The sequence below is a fragment of the Paraburkholderia phymatum STM815 genome (assembly GCF_000020045.1).
GTDB lineage: Bacteria > Pseudomonadota > Gammaproteobacteria > Burkholderiales > Burkholderiaceae > Paraburkholderia > Paraburkholderia phymatum.
In genome coordinates this window covers 2594667-2611559 of the sequence record NC_010622.1, presented here as the reverse complement: position 1 = coordinate 2611559, position 16893 = coordinate 2594667, and the positions used below count along the sequence as shown (strand labels likewise).

Here is a 16893-nt window from a genome sequence, read left to right as displayed (position 1 = left end):
ATGGACTGCGTTTTTCGCGCGGCGTCATTGCAAACTGCCTGCCGGCACGGCTGGCCACCCGCCTGCTGCGATTCTGGCGCAAGCGCGAGCCCGGCAGTCGCGCATTGTCTTTGCTAAACTTCGACCTATGCCCAAGAGTAACGATCGCATCAATCTGACCAACCAGTTTCTGATCGCCATGCCGAACATGGCGGACCCGACGTTTTCAGGAACGGTGGTCTACCTTTGCGATCACAGCGAGCGTGGTGCCCTCGGCCTCGTCATCAACCGGCCGACGGACATCGACCTTCAGGCGCTCTTCAATCGCATCGATCTCAAGCTCGAGATCGAGCCTCTGTTGCATGTCCCCGTGTATTTCGGCGGCCCGGTGCAAACCGAGCGCGGCTTCGTGCTGCATGATGCATCGGAAAACACCTACACGTCGTCGATGCAGGTGCCGGGTGGCCTCGAAATGACCACATCGAAAGACGTGCTCGAAGCTGTCGCCAGCGGCAAGGGCCCGGAGCGCTTCCTGCTGACGCTCGGCCACGCAGGCTGGGGCGCGGGGCAACTCGAAGACGAAATCTCGAAGAACGGGTGGCTCACGGTCGAAGCCGATCCAAAGATCGTCTTCGACGTGCCCGCCGAAAACCGTTTCGAAGCGGCGCTCGCGCTGCTCGGCATCTCGTCTTCGATGCTCTCCGGCGACGCAGGGCACGCATGAGCGGTGTGGCCGGACGTGAGGCGACGCTGCTTGCGTTCGACTACGGCGAAAAGCGGATTGGCGTTGCCGTCGGCAATTCGCTCACGCGCAGCGCCCGGCCGCTCGTCGTCTTGCAGAACCGCAATCGCGAATATCGCTTCGAAGCCGTCGGCAAGCTGATCGACGAATGGAAGCCGGACGCGCTCGTCGTCGGTTTGCCCATGCATCCCGACGGCACGCCACACGAAAGAACCCAGCTCGCGAAGCGCTTCGGCAACCAGTTGAACGGGCGCTTCAATCTTCCCGTCACATGGATCGACGAACGTTATTCGTCGGTTGAGGCGGAAGCGGGCATTCGCAGCGGGACGCGGCAGGCGGGCATGCTCGACGCAGAAGCCGCGTGCATCATTCTTCAGCAATATCTGGACGGACTGAGTCTGGAAGGACCAAGCGACGATCATGAGTTCCGTTGACGCCGAGGCGCTCTACCGCGCCGTGCTCGAACAGATTCGCACCGCATACGGCGACGCGCTGGGCGGTTCCGATGGCGCGGTGCTCGCCGGCATCTATAGCGGCGGCGCATGGCTCGCCGAGCGTCTGGCGAAAGATCTGAACGTGTCGACGTTCGGCGTCGTCAACGTTGCGCTGCATCGCGACGACTACGCGAAGAAAGGTTTGCATACGCAGGCGAGTCCCACGTCGTTGCCGTTCGAGGTGGAAGGCCGCCGAATCGTGCTCGTCGACGACGTGCTGTACACCGGCCGCACCGTGCGCGCCGCGCTGAACGAACTCTACGACTATGGGCGGCCCGCATCGGTCGAACTCGCGGTGCTCGCCGATCGTGGTGGCCGCGAGCTCCCCGTGGCGGCGCGCTTCGTCGGTGGCACGCTCGACGTGCCGGCCAATGCAACGCTCGTACTGTCGCGCGACGGCGAGCGCTTCACTTTTCACACCGAGCCGCGTGCGCATTGAATGCGGCGCTTCGGCATCGAAAGCAATACGGGCAGCACACGCAGTCCCAGTCTGATTCAGGAACACCATGAACACGCCCAACCCGGTTTCCCAAGGTTCCACCGTTTCCGCGGATAACCCCGCGCCAGCGGACCGTTTTCGCTACGGTTTCCTGAAGGGCAATCCGCAGCTCACGAAGAACGGCGAGCTGAAGCATCTGCTCACCATCGAGGGACTGCCGCGCGCAATCGTCACGCACATTCTCGATACGGCCGAGCAGTTCGTCAGCGTGACCGACCGCGAGGTGAAGAAGGTGCCGCTGCTGCGCGGCAAATCGGTATTCAACCTGTTTTTCGAGAACTCGACGCGCACGCGCACCACGTTCGAAATCGCCGCGAAACGGCTGTCGGCGGACGTGATCAACCTGAACATCAACGCGTCGTCGACGAGCAAGGGCGAATCGCTGCTCGACACGATCAACAACCTGTCGGCGATGCATGCCGACATGTTCGTCGTGCGTCACGCGTCGAGTGGCGCGCCGTATCTGATCGCCGAGCATTGTGCGCCGCACGTGCACGTGATCAACGCGGGTGACGGCCGCCACGCACATCCGACGCAGGGCCTGCTCGACATGTACACGATCCGCCACTACAAGCGCGATTTCACCAATCTGCGCGTGGCGATCGTCGGCGACATTCTGCATTCGCGCGTTGCACGTTCGGACATCCACGCGCTCACCACGCTCGGCGTACCCGAAGTGCGCGCGATCGGTCCGCGTACGCTGCTGCCGGGCGGCCTCGAGCAGATGGGGGTGCGCGTGTTCCATAACCTCGACGAAGGGTTGAAGGACGTTGACGTGATCATCATGCTGCGTCTGCAGAACGAGCGGATGAGCGGTGCATTGCTGCCGTCGGCGCAGGAATACTTCAAGAGCTGGGGGCTGACGCCCGAGCGTCTCGCGCTGGCGAAGCCCGACGCGATCGTGATGCATCCGGGACCGATGAACCGCGGCGTCGAGATCGATTCGCAGGTGGCGGACGGTCCGCAATCGGTGATTCTCAATCAGGTGACGTTCGGCATCGCGGTTCGCATGGCGGTGATGGGCATCGTCGCGGGCAACAACGACTGATCCCCATCCGTTCCAGAGACAGCAGGCAAATAAGGCAGCGCATGCAGATTCATATTCAAGGCGGCACGCTGATCGATCCGGTAGCGGGCACCGAGCAGCAGCAGGACGTATTCATCGCGGCGGGGAAAATTGTCGCGCTCGGCAACGCGCCCGCCGATTTCAGCGCGGCGAGAACCATCGACGCGAAGGGCCTGTACGTGGCACCGGGCTTCGTCGACCTGTCGGCGCGTCTGCGCGAACCCGGCTACGAGCACAAGGCGACGCTCGAATCGGAAATGGCCGCGGCGCTCGCGGGCGGCGTGACGAGTCTCGTGTGTCCGCCCGACACCGACCCTGTGCTGGACGAGCCGGGCCTCATCGAAATGCTCAAATTCCGCGCGCGCAATCTGAACCGCGCGCATGTGTATCCGCTCGGCGCGCTGACGGTTGGCCTCAAGGGACAGGTTATTACCGAAATGGTCGCGTTGACGGAATCGGGCTGCATCGGTTTTTCGCAGGCCGATACGCCCATCGTCGATACGCAGGTGTTGCTGCGCGCGCTGCAGTACGCCAAGACCTACGGCTACACAGTCTGGCTGCGTCCGCAGGATGCGTATCTCGCGAAGGGTGGCGTGGCGGCGAGCGGGCCGCTCGCGTCGCGGCTGGGTCTGTCGGGCGTGCCCGTGTCGGCGGAAACGATCGCGCTGCATACGATCTTCGAACTCGTGCGCGTGACGGGTGCGCGCGTGCATCTGTCGCACGTGTCGTCGGCGGCGGGCGTTGAACTTATGCGCGCGGCGAAAGCGGAAGGCTTGCCCGTGAGTTGCGACGTCACGATCAATCATGTGCATCTGATCGATGTCGACATTGGCTACTTCGATGCGCAGTTCCGGCTCGATCCGCCGCTGCGTTCGCAGCGCGACCGCGAAGCGATCCGCGCGGGCCTGCTGGACGGAACGATCGACGCAATCTGCTCGGACCACACGCCCGTCGACGACGATGAAAAGCTGCTGCCCTTCGCCGAAGCGACGCCCGGCGCGACGGGGCTCGAATTGCTGCTCTCGCTTACCGTCAAGTGGGCCGACGAGGCGGGCATCCCGCTCGCGAAGGCGCTGAACCGCATCACGGCTGCGCCCGCTGGCGTGTTGAAGCTGCCTGCTGGGCGCATCGAAGCCGGCGCAACCGCCGACCTGTGCGTGTTCGACCGCGACGTCCATTGGCGCATCGAGCCGCGCGCGTTGAAAAGCCAGGGGCACAACACGCCGTTTCTCGGCTATGAATTGCCAGCGCGCGTGCGCGCGACGGTCGTATCGGGCCAGGTTGCGTTCGAGCAGCGCTGAGCCGACTGATACCCGGCCGAGATTGAAAAGATAAGCGGAAGACTCGAAACATGAAGCTCGCGTTTCGCAAGATTCGTTTGGTGATGCATCTCGTGTACGGCATGTGGATGCTCTGGACACGTTTTCCGCGCGCCACCGCGCAGCAACGTCTCGAACTGAACCGCGCCTGGTCGCTGCGCATGCTGCAGCTGTGCGGCATGCGCCTCGTCGTGCACAACGACGGCGCGCGTCTTGACGAAGGGGTGCTCGTTGTCGCGAATCACATTTCGTGGATCGACATTTACGTGATCAATGCGTGGCGGCCGACACCGTTCCTGTCGAAGGCCGAGATCCGTAAGTGGCCCGTGGTCGGCTGGTGTGCGCAACAGCTTGGCACCGTGTTCATCCAGCGCGAGAAGCGCAGCGACGCGAAACGCATCATGCATGACCTTGCCGATCGGCTGAATGCAGGCGAACTAATGTGCGTGTTCCCGGAAGGCACCACGTCCGATGGCGTTCAGTTGCTGCCCTTTCACGCGAACATGTTTCAGGCGGCCGTATCGGCGTCGCGGCCGGTTCAGCCCGTGTGCATGATGTACGAGGACGCGCAGGGAAGGCAGTCGACGGCGCCGGCTTATATCGGCGAGATGTCGCTCGGCCAGTCGCTCGACGCGTTACTGCGCGCAGGTCCCCTGACGGCGCATGTGTATGTCGGCGCGCCGCTCGCGCCGGGCGCCGACCGCCGCTTGCTGGCGGCGGAGGCCCAAGCCGCCGTGGGGGCGGCGCTCGCGGCGCTGCAGGATCCCGACGCGCGCCGCTCGGGACAGATCGCAGATCGTACGCAGCAGTTTATCGACGCCGCTTCAGCGAACCCACAAGAGCCGTTGCCGGGTTCGGGCGTCGACATGACGCGCCACGCGTAGCGTGTCGGCCGCGCTCAATGCACGTCGGCGCGGCAACCTTCGCATTCGACTTGCGTGACCGTGCGTTCGGCGGCCGACTGAGCCAGCCGGACGGCCGACAGCTGCTCGCCCCACACGCAGCCCGAATCGAGCCCGATCAGATTGTCGCGGATCAGGAGGCCGAGGGCAGCCCAGTGCCCGAAGACGACCGTGATCTCCTCGGTCTTGCGGCCCGGCACGTCGAACCACGGCATGAAGCCCGCGGGCGCTGAACCGATGCCGCCGCTCGACGAGAAATCCATCACGCCGTCGGCGTTGCAGAAGCGCATCCGTGTGAGCGCCGTGCACGTGAGGCGCAGCCGGTCGATGCCCTTGAGGCCCGGCTTCCAGCGGTTTGGCTCGTTGCCGTACAGCCCCGCCAGCGTTTCCTTCCAGCCAGGCGCGCGCAACGCGCGCTGCAGTTCGTCGGCGAGTTCCAGCGTCAAATCGACATCCCATTGCGGCAGCACGCCCGCATGCACGAGCAGCATGCCGTTCTCGTAGTGGGCGAGCGGCCGGTGGCGGATCCAGTGCAGCATATCGTCTGCGTCGGGCGCGGCGAGGATCTCATCGATCGTGTCGCCTTTCTTCGACTTTCTGATTCCCGCCGACACGGACAGCAGATGCAGATCGTGATTGCCCAGCACGGGCACCGCGCGATCGCCGAGCGCGATGATGTCGCGCAGCATCGCGAGCGACTCGCCGCCGCGGTTGATCAGGTCGCCCGCGAACCAGAGTGGCGCGTCGGCAGGCGGCGCGGCCTTTGCGAGCAGTTGCTGGAATTGCGTGCGGCAGCCCTGCAGATCGCCGAAGGCGAGGGGGGCGGAAGCGGTGGAAGCAGTCATCGGCAAGAAGTGGTGGTTCGAAGGGGCGAAGTGGCGAGCGGTTCTCGCTCTGTCATGACTCGCCCGGCATACATTCGATGCGCATGCAGCTTAACTGCGTCGCACAAGGCGACATGATAGCGCGCGTGCCCAGCGGCGGTCGGCAACGAAATCAAGTCTCGACGACGCCCCCGCCGTCATTGCCGCGATCCGGACGCAAGCACGGATTTATTTCGATTTTTTTCGGATTTTTTGCGGACTTTCTGGCGGTCACACTATGTTCCGCGCTTTGTGAATGAGCGGAGCCGATTCATTCGTCCGATATCAATCGGCCGTTGCGCGCTCAAGCTGCGCATCAAGGCGCGCGTCAGCGCACTCGGATCAGGGGGAAGTAATTTGCGGCATCCGTCTCAGCCAGTCGCCCACCGCGTTCTCATCACGGGAGCGAACGGTTTTACTGGGGCCTACGTGCGCGAAGAACTCGCCGACGCGGGCTACGAGGTCATCGGCACGACGGCGGGCGAGCCAGCGGCGGGCGAACGGAAGCTCGACATCACGTCCCTGCCGGATTGCCGCCGCCTGATCGGCGAGTTGAAACCGGCGTTCATAGTGCATCTGGCGGCGATCAGCTTCGTCGCGCACGACGATCCGTTGGAAATGTACAACGTCAACGTGATTGGCACGACGAATCTGCTGCAGGCGTGCATCGACGTCGGACATGAACCGCGCAAGATCCTGATTGCCAGCAGCGCCAACATCTACGGCAACGCGGAAGGTGTTGTCGACGAGAACACCCCCGCCGCGCCCGTCAACCACTACGCGGCGAGCAAGCTGGCGATGGAGCATCTGGTTCGGACGTGGTTTGACCGGCTCCCCATCGTTGTCACCCGGCCTTTCAACTACACGGGGCGCGGGCAGTCCGAGCGTTTCCTGGTTCCCAAAATCGTCTCTCATTTCGTCCGTCGACGGCCCTTTATCGAGCTCGGAAACCTCAATGTCGCGCGCGATTTCTCGGATGTGCGCATGGTGTCGCAAGCGTATCGGGCGCTGCTCGAATCGCCCGTTGCGGGCGAGACGCTCAACGTGTGCAGCGGTAGCCCGCGTACGCTCACCGACATCATCGACATCGTACGCGAGGCGTCCGGCCACGATCTCGAAATTCGCGTAAATCCCGCCTTCGTCCGGCAAAACGAGGTAAAAGTGCTGGTTGGATCGGCCAAACGGCTCAATCGCGTCGTGCCCGACATGCCTGCGATCGACCTTGAAGACACCATCGGCTGGATGCTCTCGGTCGCCTGATTTTCAAACTGCATCAGTTTGTTAGTGCGCTGGCGTTTCTCTTCGACACCTTTATAATGGCCGGTTACGTACCCACGTGCGCCTGTGTGTGACGCCGGTCAGTATTGCGAGCGGCGCTGACAATTAGGTAATAATTGCCAAGCGGCTGCCGCCACGGTAGCCAGTCCACTCGGCCAAGAATATCTCAAGAAGGAATCCCATGATCCTGGTAACGGGCGGTGCCGGCTTTATCGGCGCCAATTTCGTGCTTGAATGGTTGAACACCTCGGACGAGTCGGTCCTGAATCTGGACAAGCTCACGTACGCCGGCAATCTGGGCACGTTGAAATCGCAACAGGACAATCCCCGTCACGTGTTCGTGCGCGCAGACATCTGCGATCGCGAAACACTCGACAAACTCTTCGCCGAACACAAGCCGCGCGCGGTGCTGCACTTCGCCGCCGAAAGTCACGTCGACCGCTCGATCCACGGGCCGGCGGACTTCGTCCAGACCAATGTGGTCGGCACCTTCACGCTGCTCGAAGCAGCCCGATCGTACTGGAACACGCTGAACGCTGCAGACAAAGCAGCGTTCCGCTTCCTGCACGTATCGACGGATGAAGTGTTCGGCTCGTTGTCGGCGACCGATCCGCAATTCTCCGAAACGACACCTTACGCGCCGAACAGCCCTTATTCGGCGACCAAGGCAGGCTCCGATCATCTCGTGCGTGCGTATCACCACACGTATGGCTTGCCTGTGTTGACGACCAACTGCTCGAACAACTACGGCCCGTATCAATTCCCCGAAAAGCTCATCCCGCTGATGATCGCGAACGCGCTCGCGGCTAAGCCGCTGCCTGTGTATGGCGACGGTCAGAACGTGCGCGACTGGCTGTACGTCGGCGACCATTGCAGCGCGATCCGCGAAGTGCTCTCGCGCGGCGTGCCGGGCGAGACGTACAACGTCGGCGGCTGGAATGAAAAGAAGAACCTCGAAGTCGTGCACACGCTGTGCGATCTGCTGGATCAGAAGCGTCCGAAGGCACAAGGCTCGTATCGCGAACAGATCACGTATGTGACCGATCGACCGGGCCACGACCGCCGTTATGCGATCGATGCGCGCAAGCTTGAGCGCGAACTGGGCTGGCTGCCGGCAGAGACGTTCGAAACAGGCCTCGCGAAGACGGTGCAGTGGTATCTCGACAACCAGGAGTGGGTCGACGAGGTCGCTTCGGGCGAGTACCGCAAGTGGGTCGAAACGAACTACGCGCAACGCGCGTAAGGGCGGAACGATGGCGCGCAAGGGCATTATTCTGGCGGGCGGCTCGGGCACCCGGCTATATCCTATAACGCATGTCGTGTCGAAGCAGTTGCTTCCCGTGTACGACAAGCCGATGATTTATTACCCGCTGTCGACGCTGATGGTCGCGGGCATCCGCGATGTCCTGATCATCTCGACGCCGCAAGACACGCCGCGCTTTGAAGCGATGCTCGGCGACGGCAGCCAGTGGGGGATGAACATCCAGTACGCGGTGCAGCCGTCGCCGGATGGGCTTGCGCAGGCATTCATCATTGGTCGCGAGTTTGTTGGCAATGATCCGTCGGCGCTGATTCTCGGTGACAACATTTTCTACGGCCACGATCTGGCGAAGCAGCTGGAACGAGCGAATGCGCGCACGGATGGCGCAACGGTTTTCGCGTATCACGTGCATGATCCCGAGCGCTATGGCGTGGTCGAGTTCGACAAGGACTTCCGCGCGCTGTCGATCGAAGAAAAGCCCGCGAAGCCGCGCTCGAACTACGCAGTGACGGGCCTGTACTTCTACGACAATCAAGTTTGCGATATTGCTGCCGATATCAAGCCTTCGGCTCGCGGTGAACTCGAAATCACGGACGTGAATTCGCGTTACCTGTCGCAGAAGACGCTTGATGTCGAGATCATGGGCCGCGGCTATGCGTGGCTCGATACGGGTACGCACGATTCACTGATCGAAGCGGCGACGTTCATCGCGACGCTGCAAAAGCGGCAGGGGCTTGTGGTTGCATGTCCGGAAGAAATTGCGTATCGGCGCAAGTGGATCAATGCCGAGCAATTGCTTGCGCTCGCCAGGCCGCTGTCGAAGAACGCTTACGGGCAGTATCTGCAAAACCTTCTTACGGACCAAGTCGCATGGCCATCAGTGTAACTGCAACGGCGCTTCCCGAAGTCAAGATCATCGAGCCGAAGGTGTTCGGTGATGCGCGGGGGTTTTTCTACGAGAGCTTCAACGCGCGTGAATTTGCAGAAAAGGTCGAAGCGGGCGTCGAGTTCGTGCAGGACAACCATTCGCGGTCGGCCAAGGGCGTGCTGCGCGGGCTGCATTATCAGATTGAGCATGCGCAAGGAAAACTCGTGCGCGTGGTCGAAGGTGAAGTGTTCGACGTAGCGGTCGACGTTCGCAAGAGTTCGCCGACTTTCGGCAAGTGGGAAGGCGTGCTGCTGTCGGGCGACAACCATCGGCAGCTTTGGATTCCACCCGGGTTCGCGCATGGTTTCGTGGTGTTGTCGGAGGCGGCGCAGTTCCTCTACAAGACAACCGACTACTGGTTTCCTGAACACGAGCGCAGCATCGTCTGGAACGATCCGGAGATCGGCATCGAATGGCCGATCGATTTCGAGCCGGTGCTGGCCGCCAAGGACGCGGCCGGAAAGCGCCTGAGCGAAGCCGAATGCTTTGCATGAGGGTGATATGAAGGCGTCTGCGCAACGGACCATCCTGCTGACGGGTGTGAACGGCCAGGTCGGATTCGAACTGGCTCGCAGCCTTCAGGGGCTCGGCACGATCGTCGCGCCGCGTCGCGATGAACTCGATCTCTCCGACCTCGAGCAGGTTCGCCGTGTCGTGCGCGAAGTGAAGCCCGTGCTCATCGTGAACCCGGCCGCTTACACGGCCGTCGACAAGGCCGAAACGGACGTCGACGCTGCGATGCGGATCAACGCAGAAGCGCCATCTGTGCTTGCCGAAGAAGCGAAGCGCCTTGGCGCGGCACTCGTCCACTATTCGACGGACTACGTATTCGACGGCACGAAAGACGGTGCTTATGTCGAAAGCGATGCCGTCAATCCCATCAATGTCTACGGGCGCAGCAAGCTGGAAGGCGAGCAGGCGATTGCCGCCGTCGGCGGCGCGCATATGATCTTCCGCACGAGTTGGGTGTACGGTACGCGCGGCAAGAACTTCCTTCTGACCATGTTGCGCCTTGGCGCGGAACGCGAAGAACTGAGCGTCGTGGCCGATCAGTTCGGCGCGCCGACATGGTCGAACACGATTGCGACGTCGACGGCGCACGTGCTAGCCCAAGCCACTGCCACCGATGGCGAGCAATGGTGGCGCGAGCATTCGGGCGTCTACCATCTGACAGCCGGCGGCGTCACGTCGTGGTATGGCTTCGCCGAGGCGATCTTCGAGTTCTCGAGCCTGCAAAAAAAGCCGGCCGTGAAGCCCATCCCCGCCTCCGCGTATCCCACACCGGCAAGCCGACCGACCAACTCGTCGATGTCGAACGACAAGCTGGCCGCTGCATTTGGTGTGCGTGCTCCCGACTGGCGTGAAGCATTGCAGCTATGCATGGCGGCACCTTGACGCAGACATCGGCTGCGCCCCGTGCCGGTGCGGTGGTCGTTTTTTTCAACCCGGACGCTGCGTGTATCGAACGAGCCAACCGGCTCGCGTCGAGGATGCCCTGCGTCGTGGTCGACAACACGCCTGCCATCCTCCCGGCCGCCAGTCTTGGCCTGTCGGAGGCGATCGTGTATCTGCCGAACGGCGAGAACGTCGGCATCGCGACCGCGCTGAATCAGGGCATCGAGGCGCTCAGGCGCAACGGCGTCGAGATGGCGCTGCTGTTCGACCAGGACAGCGACCCGCCGGCTGCGCTCCTGTCGGATCTTCCCGCCGAAGTCGCCCGGTCGAACGAAGCGGGCGAACGGGTTGCGCTGGTTGGCCCTGCCTATGACGATCCACGTCTCGGCGGCGTCGCCCCGTTCGTGCGGTTTCGTCACTGGAAACTCGAACGGCTGGTGCCCGAGGGCAATGAACCCGTCGACGTCGACTTTCTGATTACCTCCGGTTCTTGTATCAACCTGCGCTACTGGTCCGAGGTGGGACCGATGGACGACGCGCTGTTTATCGATTTCGTCGATCTGGAGTGGTGCGTGCGGGCGAAGCAGAAGGGCTATCGTATTCTGGGACTGCCCTGGATCCGGATGAGCCATGAACTCGGCGCCGAACCCGTGCGGATTTTCGGCCGTCCGTACCCGATGCACGGTCCGTTGCGCCATTATTATCAATTCCGCAACGTCATCGCTCTGCTCAAGCGCTCGTACATGCCGTGGAGCTGGAAAACCACGGAGCTGGTCAAGCTGCCCGTCCGGCTCGTGGTCTATTCGTTCTTCCCCGACCAGCGCTCACAGCACATCATGATGGCCTTGCGGGGCCTGCGGGACGGCTGGGCCGGCCGGCTGGGGCGCCACTGAGGCGACGTCGCCCGGCCATTCGATTGCGAGGTGGCTCGCGAGCGGCGGGGTGCGGATTTTATGACTACGCGAGTGTGGATGTAACAGGGCGGCGCAGGCAAATTGGCCGCGCTGCCCGCGATCACGATTGAAGGAGCTTACTTTGGAGTGTTACGCATGAACGTGCCGACGACCCGGGCGTTCGACCCGCACGCGGCGACGCCTTGCGGCCCTGTGTCCCTGGTTTTGGGGTTGTGGCGCAACCGCCAGCTGATCGCGCAGATGACGCGTCGCGAGGTGCTCGGCCGCTATAAGGGTTCAGCGATGGGACTCGCCTGGTCTTTTGTCCAGCCGCTGTTCATGCTGACCGTCTACACCTTCGTGTTTTCAGAGGTGTTCAAGGCGCGTTGGGGCGGTGCGGGCGCCGTGCAGAGCAAGACCGAGTTCGCCGTGCTGCTGTTCGTCGGGCTGATTGTGCTGAACCTGTTTTCGGAAGTGATCAACCGCTCGCCCACGCTGGTGATCGCGAACGTCAATTTCGTGAAGAAAGTGGTGTTTCCGATCGAAGTTCTGCCGGTCTCCACGATGGGCGCGGCGCTCTTCCACAGTCTGGTGAGTGTTGCCGTGCTGTTGTGCGCGATCCTGATTTTCAACGGCGGCCTGCCATGGACGGTCGTGTTCTTTCCTCTGGTGCTGCTGCCGCTCGTCATCGTCACGCTGGGGCTGGCGTGGATCCTCGCTTCGCTCGGCGTTTTCCTGCGTGACGTGGGGCAAACCATCTCGCTGCTGACCACGGTCCTGATGTTTCTTTCGCCTGTGTTCTATCCTGTGGACGCGGTGCCGCCGCGCTTTCAGCCGTTTATCATGGCCAACCCGCTCACATTCGTGATCGAGCAGGCGCGCGACGTGCTCGTTTGGGGGAAGCTGCCGAACTGGCTGGGGCTGGCCGTCTACCTGATCGCGGCGTGTGTCGTCGCCTGGGCTGGCTATGCGTGGTTCCAGAAGACAAGAAAGGGGTTCGCCGATGTCCTCTGACGATATCGCTATCGGCGTACACCATCTCGCCAAACGCTATCAGATCTACGAGACGCCGCGCGACCGGCTGAAGCAGTTCGTGCTGCCACGCGTTCAGCGGCTGGTTGGCGGGCAGCCGAAGCACTATTTCAGTGAGTTCTGGGCGCTCAATGACGTGTCCTTCGAGGTGAAGAAGGGCGAGACGGTCGGGATCATCGGTCGCAACGGGAGCGGCAAGTCCACCCTGCTGCAGATGATCTGCGGCACCTTGAGCCCGACGCAGGGGCATGTCGAGGTGAACGGCCGGGTGGCTGCGTTGCTCGAACTGGGCGCGGGCTTCAACCCGGAGTTCACCGGGCGCGAGAACATCTTCATGAACGGGACGCTGCTTGGCCTCAGCAAACAGGAGATCGAAGCGCGCTACGACGATATCGTCGCGTTCGCCGACGTCGGCATGTTCATCGATCAGCCCGTCAAGATGTATTCGTCCGGGATGTACGTTCGAGTCGCGTTTGCGATTGCGGCGAGCATGGACCCGAGCATTCTGATCGTCGACGAGGCGCTGGCCGTCGGCGATCTCGCGTTCCAGGCCAAGTGCATGGTCCGGCTTCGCGAGTTGATGGACCGCGGCACGACGGTGCTGTTTGTGAGCCATGATATGAGCAGTGTGCGCAATATCTGTAGCAAGGTGCTCTGGCTGAAGCAGGGGCGCGCGGTTGCGTATGGCGATCCGAAGGAGGTGGTCGGGGCTTACGTCAGTGAGATGAACCTCGACATCAACCGGATTACGACAAAGAAGGTGTCCGAAGCCGAGCCGCAGCCGTTGCCGGGTCCGGTTGAGCAAGTCGTGCCTCACGAGCCGGTGGCGTTCCTCGACGGCCATAGTCGCTACGGTGACGGTCGCGCAACCATTCTGGACGTCACACTGATGGATCAGGAAGGACATGGAACGGAATTGCTCGAGTTGCACGAGCCGTACAAGCTGAGAGTGATCCTCAGGGCGAACACTGACATCGAGAACCCGGCCATTGGCTATTCGCTGCGCGACTTCAAGGGGAATCAGATCGTGGGGGCGATGAACTCCAACTTTCCCCACGTCAACATGCCGTCGTTCGAAGCGGGTAAGACTTATTGCGTCGATATAACCGGGGTCAATATGCTGGCTCAAGGTGGATATACCGTGAATGTTGGCGTCGAGAACATCGTTCAGCAGAACAAGGTGCATCAGTATCTGGACGTACTCGAGAACGCGCGGGTATTCCAGAGCACGTTCGGCTCGCAGGCGGAAAACATTTTCCCGGCGATGGTCTGGCAGGACGTCGACTTCGAAATCAGGGAAATCAGTGCGGGCGTTGCGGCGTAAAGCGAATGTGTCGTTGGTGGAGGAATGAGCATGGCGTCACCCAACCGGTTTGAACATATCGGCTTCGACGACTTTCGGCGCTTCGCGCAGGACGAGTCGATGTCGAAATACGAGCGTATCGGGTTCCCCGACTCGTATCGTCAGGGCCACGAAGCTGCGATCTTCGCGGACATCTGCGCCAAGCTGACCAACCTGAACAAGGATGGCCGCAAGGTCGTCGATATCGGCCCGGGCTGCAGCGACTTGCCCAGGATGCTGATCGATCTGTGCGGGTCGAAAAGTCATCCGTTGACGCTGATCGACAGCCAGGAAATGCTTAATTTGCTCGACGATGCGCCTTTCATCGAAAAGGTCGACGCGATGTATCCGCAATGCCCGGACTGGATTGCGGGGCAGGCCGGCAAGATCGACGTGATCCTGTGCTACAGCGTGCTCCATTACGTGTTCGTCGACGTCAGCTTCTTCCGCTTTCTCGACGCATCGCTGTCGTTGCTCGCGCCCGGTGGGCAGATGCTGATCGGCGACATCCCCAACATCTCGAAGCGCAAGCGTTTCTTCGCAAGCGAAACAGGCGTGCGCTTCCACAAGGACTACATGAAGACGGACGACGCGCCCGTCGTCCAATTCAACAAGGTCGAGTTCGACCAGATCGACGATGCCGTCGTGATGTCGCTTGTCCAGCGCGCACGCGCGCAGGGATTCGATGCCTACGTGGTGCCACAGGATCCGGCGCTTCCGATGGCCAACCGGCGCGAGGACATCCTCATCGTCAGACCTTGAGAGCAGGACATGACAAAGACGAAAAAGCTGGTCATTCTCGGCGACAGCGCCTTCGCGGAAGTCGCGTACGAGTGCTTCACGCACGACTCGGATTATGAAGTCGTCGGTTTCTCCGTCGACTCCGCCTACCTTGGCCGCGATCAGTTGTTTGGCTTGCCCGTCGTGCCGTTCGAGGAGATAGAGCGTTTCTTCGATCCCGCCGAGGTCGAGTTCTACGCGGCGCTCGTGTATTCGCAGCTCAACCGGTTGCGCACGCGTTTTTTCGGTCTCGCGAAGGACAAGGGCTATCGGCCGGCCAGCTACGTGAGCAGCCGTGCGTTCGTATGGCCCAACGCCGTGATCGGCGAACACTGCTTCATCTTCGAAGACAACACAGTCCAGCCGTTCGTGAAGATCGGCAACAACGTCGTGCTGTGGAGCGGGAATCACATCGGCCATCATTCGACGATCGAGGACAACTGCTTCATTTCCTCTCACGCCGTAATCTCCGGATTTTGCACGATCGGAGCGAACACGTTCATCGGCGTCAATTCGGCGATCGCCAATAACGTCGTCATTGGCGCGGACAACTGGCTGGGCGTGGGCGTTAATATTCTCGGCAATACCGAGCCGGATTGCATTTTCAAGGGTGAGCAGCCTCAGGCCGCGAAGGTGTCGGCGCGCAGGTTTTTTAAGGTAAAGGCATAGAAGTGACCGTCGACGTCATTCCTTTTGAACCAGCATTGAGGGACGCGTGGGACACCTTCTGCACGAACGCGGTCAACAGTACGTTCCTGCATACGCGCCGTTTTCTCGGCTACCACGGCGACCGGTTTAACGACGTTTCAGCCTTGCTGACGCAGGGCGGTGTCATCGTCGGCGTGTTTGCGGCGGCGCAGGCGCCTGCCGATCGCGCGATGGTCGTGAGCCATCCGGGCATTACTTACGGCGGTGTAGTCCATGACGGTGCCCTGTCCGGGGGCAAAATGATCGAAGCGATGGATAAGTTGTGTGCGCATTATCGGGGGAGGGGATACGAACGTCTGAGGTACAAGGCGGTTCCCCATGTGTATCAGGCCAGGCCGTCGCAGGACGACCTGTATGCGTTGTTCCGCATCGGCGCGCGTCGTACCCGCTGCGACCTGTCATGCGCGATCGATCTGTACGATCGCGCGAAGCCTGCCGAGCGGCGTCGGCGCGGGCTCAAAAAGGCGCTCAAGTCGGTGACGGTGCAGGCAGGTAGTGCGCAACTGCGGCCTTTGTGGGGTGTGCTAATGGACAACCTGGCTCGCAAGCACGACGCGGCTCCCGTCCATAGCACGGAGGAGATGGAACAATTGGCCGGGCTGTTCCCCGAAGCGATTGAGTTTTTTTGCGCCACGATGGATGGGCGGGTCGAAGCAGGTGTCGTGGTGTTCAAGACGCGTACGGCATGGCACGCGCAGTACATCGCGGCAAGTGCGGCGGCCTATTCGGTTTCCGCGCTTGATGCCATCTTTGACCATGCAATTGCCGGGGCCAAAGCCGCTGGAGTGCGGTATTTCGACTTCGGTACGAGCAACGAGAGTGAGGGCACGGTGCTGAATGAAAGCCTCTACCAGTACAAGCATGAGTATGGAGGTGGAGGCGCCGTGCACGAGTTTTACGACGTCGATTTATTAGGTGCTCAGAATGCCGGTGTCTGATTGCAAGATTATTGAATTCCCCAAGATCGCAGACCCGAGGGGAAATCTGACCTTTCTCGAAGGTGGCCGCCATGTGCCCTTCGACATCAAGCGAATCTTCTACCTGTACGATATTCCGACGGGTGCGGCTCGCGGCGCGCATGCGCACAAGCAATTGCATCAGTTGTTGATCTGCCTGTCCGGCAGTTTCGATGTTGCACTCGACGACGGGTCGGAAAAGACGATGGTTCACCTGAATCGTCCGTGGCAAGGGCTGCATATCCCACCCATGATCTGGGCGGCCGAATTGAATTTCGATCCGGGTTCGGTTTGCCTGGTTTTGGCGTCGATGGAGTTCAACGAGTCTGATTATTATCGGGACTACGACGACTATCTGGCTGCGGTGCGTTCTCGTTGAATTATCTTGCGAGTGGAGTGAGCGATGTCTGTTGCCGTGACATTGCCGCCGGAGTAAGTTTATTCGAGAGTAAGGAT

19 protein-coding genes are annotated in these 16893 nt (G+C 61.5%); 18 read left to right on the top strand and 1 reads right to left on the bottom strand.

Going from position 1 to position 16893, the window contains the following annotated elements:
• The first annotated feature begins 127 nt into the window (after nt 1–127).
• The 6 genes from BPHY_RS11825 (at nt 128) to BPHY_RS11800 (ending at nt 4983) form a co-directional block, all read left to right on the top strand.
• Complete coding sequence (locus BPHY_RS11825; protein ID WP_012401708.1) at nt 128–703, top strand: YqgE/AlgH family protein; 576 nt, start codon at nt 128–130, stop codon at nt 701–703.
• The gene (gene ruvX / locus BPHY_RS11820) at nt 700–1155 is read left to right on the top strand and encodes a Holliday junction resolvase RuvX (RefSeq protein WP_012401707.1); all 456 of its coding nucleotides are present in this window, start codon (nt 700–702) and stop codon (nt 1153–1155) included. Before BPHY_RS11825 ends, ruvX begins: the two co-directional genes overlap by 4 nt.
• Nucleotides 1142–1654 carry a bifunctional pyr operon transcriptional regulator/uracil phosphoribosyltransferase PyrR gene (pyrR, locus tag BPHY_RS11815; RefSeq protein WP_012401706.1) on the top strand — a complete coding sequence of 171 codons (513 nt, stop codon included), beginning with the start codon at nt 1142–1144 and terminating at the stop codon, nt 1652–1654. The genes ruvX and pyrR overlap by 14 nt, the downstream gene beginning before the upstream one ends.
• Nucleotides 1655–1721: 67 nt before the next feature.
• Nucleotides 1722–2762 carry an aspartate carbamoyltransferase catalytic subunit gene (locus BPHY_RS11810; RefSeq protein ID WP_012401705.1) on the top strand — a complete coding sequence of 347 codons (1041 nt, stop codon included), beginning with the start codon at nt 1722–1724 and terminating at the stop codon, nt 2760–2762.
• A 41-nt stretch (nt 2763–2803) separates the two neighbouring features.
• Entirely contained in the window at nt 2804–4081 is a 1278-nt protein-coding gene (locus tag BPHY_RS11805; RefSeq protein ID WP_012401704.1) for a dihydroorotase, read from the top strand.
• A 50-nt stretch (nt 4082–4131) separates the two neighbouring features.
• Nucleotides 4132–4983, top strand: a complete 852-nt coding sequence (locus tag BPHY_RS11800) for a lysophospholipid acyltransferase family protein (protein ID WP_012401703.1) — start codon at nt 4132–4134, stop codon at nt 4981–4983.
• A gap of 14 nt (nt 4984–4997) precedes the next feature.
• Here BPHY_RS11800 and BPHY_RS11795 read toward each other — a convergent pair whose 3' ends face one another.
• Complete coding sequence (locus BPHY_RS11795) at nt 4998–5846, bottom strand: symmetrical bis(5'-nucleosyl)-tetraphosphatase (protein WP_012401702.1); 849 nt, start codon at nt 5844–5846, stop codon at nt 4998–5000.
• Between the two features lie 375 nt (nt 5847–6221).
• On the opposite strand from BPHY_RS11795, the gene BPHY_RS11790 reads away from it, so the two are divergent.
• The 12 genes from BPHY_RS11790 (at nt 6222) to BPHY_RS11735 (ending at nt 16816) form a co-directional block, all read left to right on the top strand.
• Nucleotides 6222–7124: a GDP-mannose 4,6-dehydratase gene (locus BPHY_RS11790; RefSeq protein ID WP_012401701.1), complete on the top strand. Its 903-nt coding sequence runs from the start codon at nt 6222–6224 to the stop codon at nt 7122–7124.
• Nucleotides 7125–7323: 199 nt separating this feature from the next.
• A complete protein-coding gene (rfbB, locus tag BPHY_RS11785; protein WP_012401700.1) occupies nt 7324–8385 on the top strand; it encodes a dTDP-glucose 4,6-dehydratase in 1062 nt (353 codons plus the stop codon).
• Between the two features lie 10 nt (nt 8386–8395).
• Nucleotides 8396–9289: a glucose-1-phosphate thymidylyltransferase RfbA gene (gene rfbA, locus BPHY_RS11780; RefSeq protein WP_012401699.1), complete on the top strand. Its 894-nt coding sequence runs from the start codon at nt 8396–8398 to the stop codon at nt 9287–9289.
• Nucleotides 9274–9825, top strand: coding sequence for a dTDP-4-dehydrorhamnose 3,5-epimerase (gene rfbC, locus BPHY_RS11775; protein WP_012401698.1), 552 nt, complete (start codon nt 9274–9276; stop codon nt 9823–9825). Before rfbA ends, rfbC begins: the two co-directional genes overlap by 16 nt.
• Before the next feature lie 7 nt (nt 9826–9832).
• Nucleotides 9833–10726, top strand: coding sequence for a dTDP-4-dehydrorhamnose reductase (gene rfbD, locus BPHY_RS11770; protein WP_012401697.1), 894 nt, complete (start codon nt 9833–9835; stop codon nt 10724–10726).
• Nucleotides 10708–11619: a glycosyltransferase family 2 protein gene (locus tag BPHY_RS11765; RefSeq protein ID WP_012401696.1), complete on the top strand. Its 912-nt coding sequence runs from the start codon at nt 10708–10710 to the stop codon at nt 11617–11619. The genes rfbD and BPHY_RS11765 overlap by 19 nt, the downstream gene beginning before the upstream one ends.
• A 156-nt stretch (nt 11620–11775) precedes the next feature.
• Nucleotides 11776–12633, top strand: coding sequence for an ABC transporter permease (locus tag BPHY_RS11760; RefSeq protein WP_012401695.1), 858 nt, complete (start codon nt 11776–11778; stop codon nt 12631–12633).
• Nucleotides 12623–13975 carry an ABC transporter ATP-binding protein gene (locus BPHY_RS11755; RefSeq protein ID WP_012401694.1) on the top strand — a complete coding sequence of 451 codons (1353 nt, stop codon included), beginning with the start codon at nt 12623–12625 and terminating at the stop codon, nt 13973–13975. The genes BPHY_RS11760 and BPHY_RS11755 overlap by 11 nt, the downstream gene beginning before the upstream one ends.
• Before the next feature lie 30 nt (nt 13976–14005).
• Nucleotides 14006–14755, top strand: coding sequence for a methyltransferase domain-containing protein (locus tag BPHY_RS11750; RefSeq protein ID WP_012401693.1), 750 nt, complete (start codon nt 14006–14008; stop codon nt 14753–14755).
• A 9-nt stretch (nt 14756–14764) separates the two neighbouring features.
• A complete protein-coding gene (locus BPHY_RS11745) occupies nt 14765–15442 on the top strand; it encodes an acetyltransferase (protein WP_012401692.1) in 678 nt (225 codons plus the stop codon).
• A 2-nt stretch (nt 15443–15444) separates the two neighbouring features.
• Nucleotides 15445–16419 (top strand): GNAT family N-acetyltransferase, encoded by a 975-nt coding sequence (locus BPHY_RS11740; RefSeq protein ID WP_012401691.1) that lies wholly within the window; start codon nt 15445–15447, stop codon nt 16417–16419.
• Nucleotides 16406–16816, top strand: a complete 411-nt coding sequence (locus tag BPHY_RS11735) for a sugar 3,4-ketoisomerase (RefSeq protein ID WP_012401690.1) — start codon at nt 16406–16408, stop codon at nt 16814–16816. Before BPHY_RS11740 ends, BPHY_RS11735 begins: the two co-directional genes overlap by 14 nt.
• Nucleotides 16817–16893: the final 77 nt, after the last annotated feature.

What these genes read in the sequence shown, in the direction of transcription:
- BPHY_RS11825 (WP_012401708.1), top strand. Translation starts at nt 128, where the DNA reads ATGCCCAAGAGTAACGATCGCATCAATCTGACCAACCAGTTTCTGATC.
- ruvX (WP_012401707.1), top strand. Translation starts at nt 700, where the DNA reads ATGAGCGGTGTGGCCGGACGTGAGGCGACGCTGCTTGCGTTCGACTAC.
- pyrR (WP_012401706.1), top strand. Translation starts at nt 1,142, where the DNA reads ATGAGTTCCGTTGACGCCGAGGCGCTCTACCGCGCCGTGCTCGAACAG.
- BPHY_RS11810 (WP_012401705.1), top strand. Translation starts at nt 1,722, where the DNA reads ATGAACACGCCCAACCCGGTTTCCCAAGGTTCCACCGTTTCCGCGGAT.
- BPHY_RS11805 (WP_012401704.1), top strand. Translation starts at nt 2,804, where the DNA reads ATGCAGATTCATATTCAAGGCGGCACGCTGATCGATCCGGTAGCGGGC.
- BPHY_RS11800 (WP_012401703.1), top strand. Translation starts at nt 4,132, where the DNA reads ATGAAGCTCGCGTTTCGCAAGATTCGTTTGGTGATGCATCTCGTGTAC.
- BPHY_RS11795 (WP_012401702.1), bottom strand. Translation starts at nt 5,846, where the DNA reads ATGACTGCTTCCACCGCTTCCGCCCCCCTCGCCTTCGGCGATCTGCAG.
- rfbB (WP_012401700.1), top strand. Translation starts at nt 7,324, where the DNA reads ATGATCCTGGTAACGGGCGGTGCCGGCTTTATCGGCGCCAATTTCGTG.
- rfbA (WP_012401699.1), top strand. Translation starts at nt 8,396, where the DNA reads ATGGCGCGCAAGGGCATTATTCTGGCGGGCGGCTCGGGCACCCGGCTA.
- rfbC (WP_012401698.1), top strand. Translation starts at nt 9,274, where the DNA reads ATGGCCATCAGTGTAACTGCAACGGCGCTTCCCGAAGTCAAGATCATC.
- rfbD (WP_012401697.1), top strand. Translation starts at nt 9,833, where the DNA reads ATGAAGGCGTCTGCGCAACGGACCATCCTGCTGACGGGTGTGAACGGC.
- BPHY_RS11765 (WP_012401696.1), top strand. Translation starts at nt 10,708, where the DNA reads ATGCATGGCGGCACCTTGACGCAGACATCGGCTGCGCCCCGTGCCGGT.
- BPHY_RS11760 (WP_012401695.1), top strand. Translation starts at nt 11,776, where the DNA reads ATGAACGTGCCGACGACCCGGGCGTTCGACCCGCACGCGGCGACGCCT.
- BPHY_RS11755 (WP_012401694.1), top strand. Translation starts at nt 12,623, where the DNA reads ATGTCCTCTGACGATATCGCTATCGGCGTACACCATCTCGCCAAACGC.
- BPHY_RS11750 (WP_012401693.1), top strand. Translation starts at nt 14,006, where the DNA reads ATGGCGTCACCCAACCGGTTTGAACATATCGGCTTCGACGACTTTCGG.
- BPHY_RS11745 (WP_012401692.1), top strand. Translation starts at nt 14,765, where the DNA reads ATGACAAAGACGAAAAAGCTGGTCATTCTCGGCGACAGCGCCTTCGCG.
- BPHY_RS11735 (WP_012401690.1), top strand. Translation starts at nt 16,406, where the DNA reads ATGCCGGTGTCTGATTGCAAGATTATTGAATTCCCCAAGATCGCAGAC.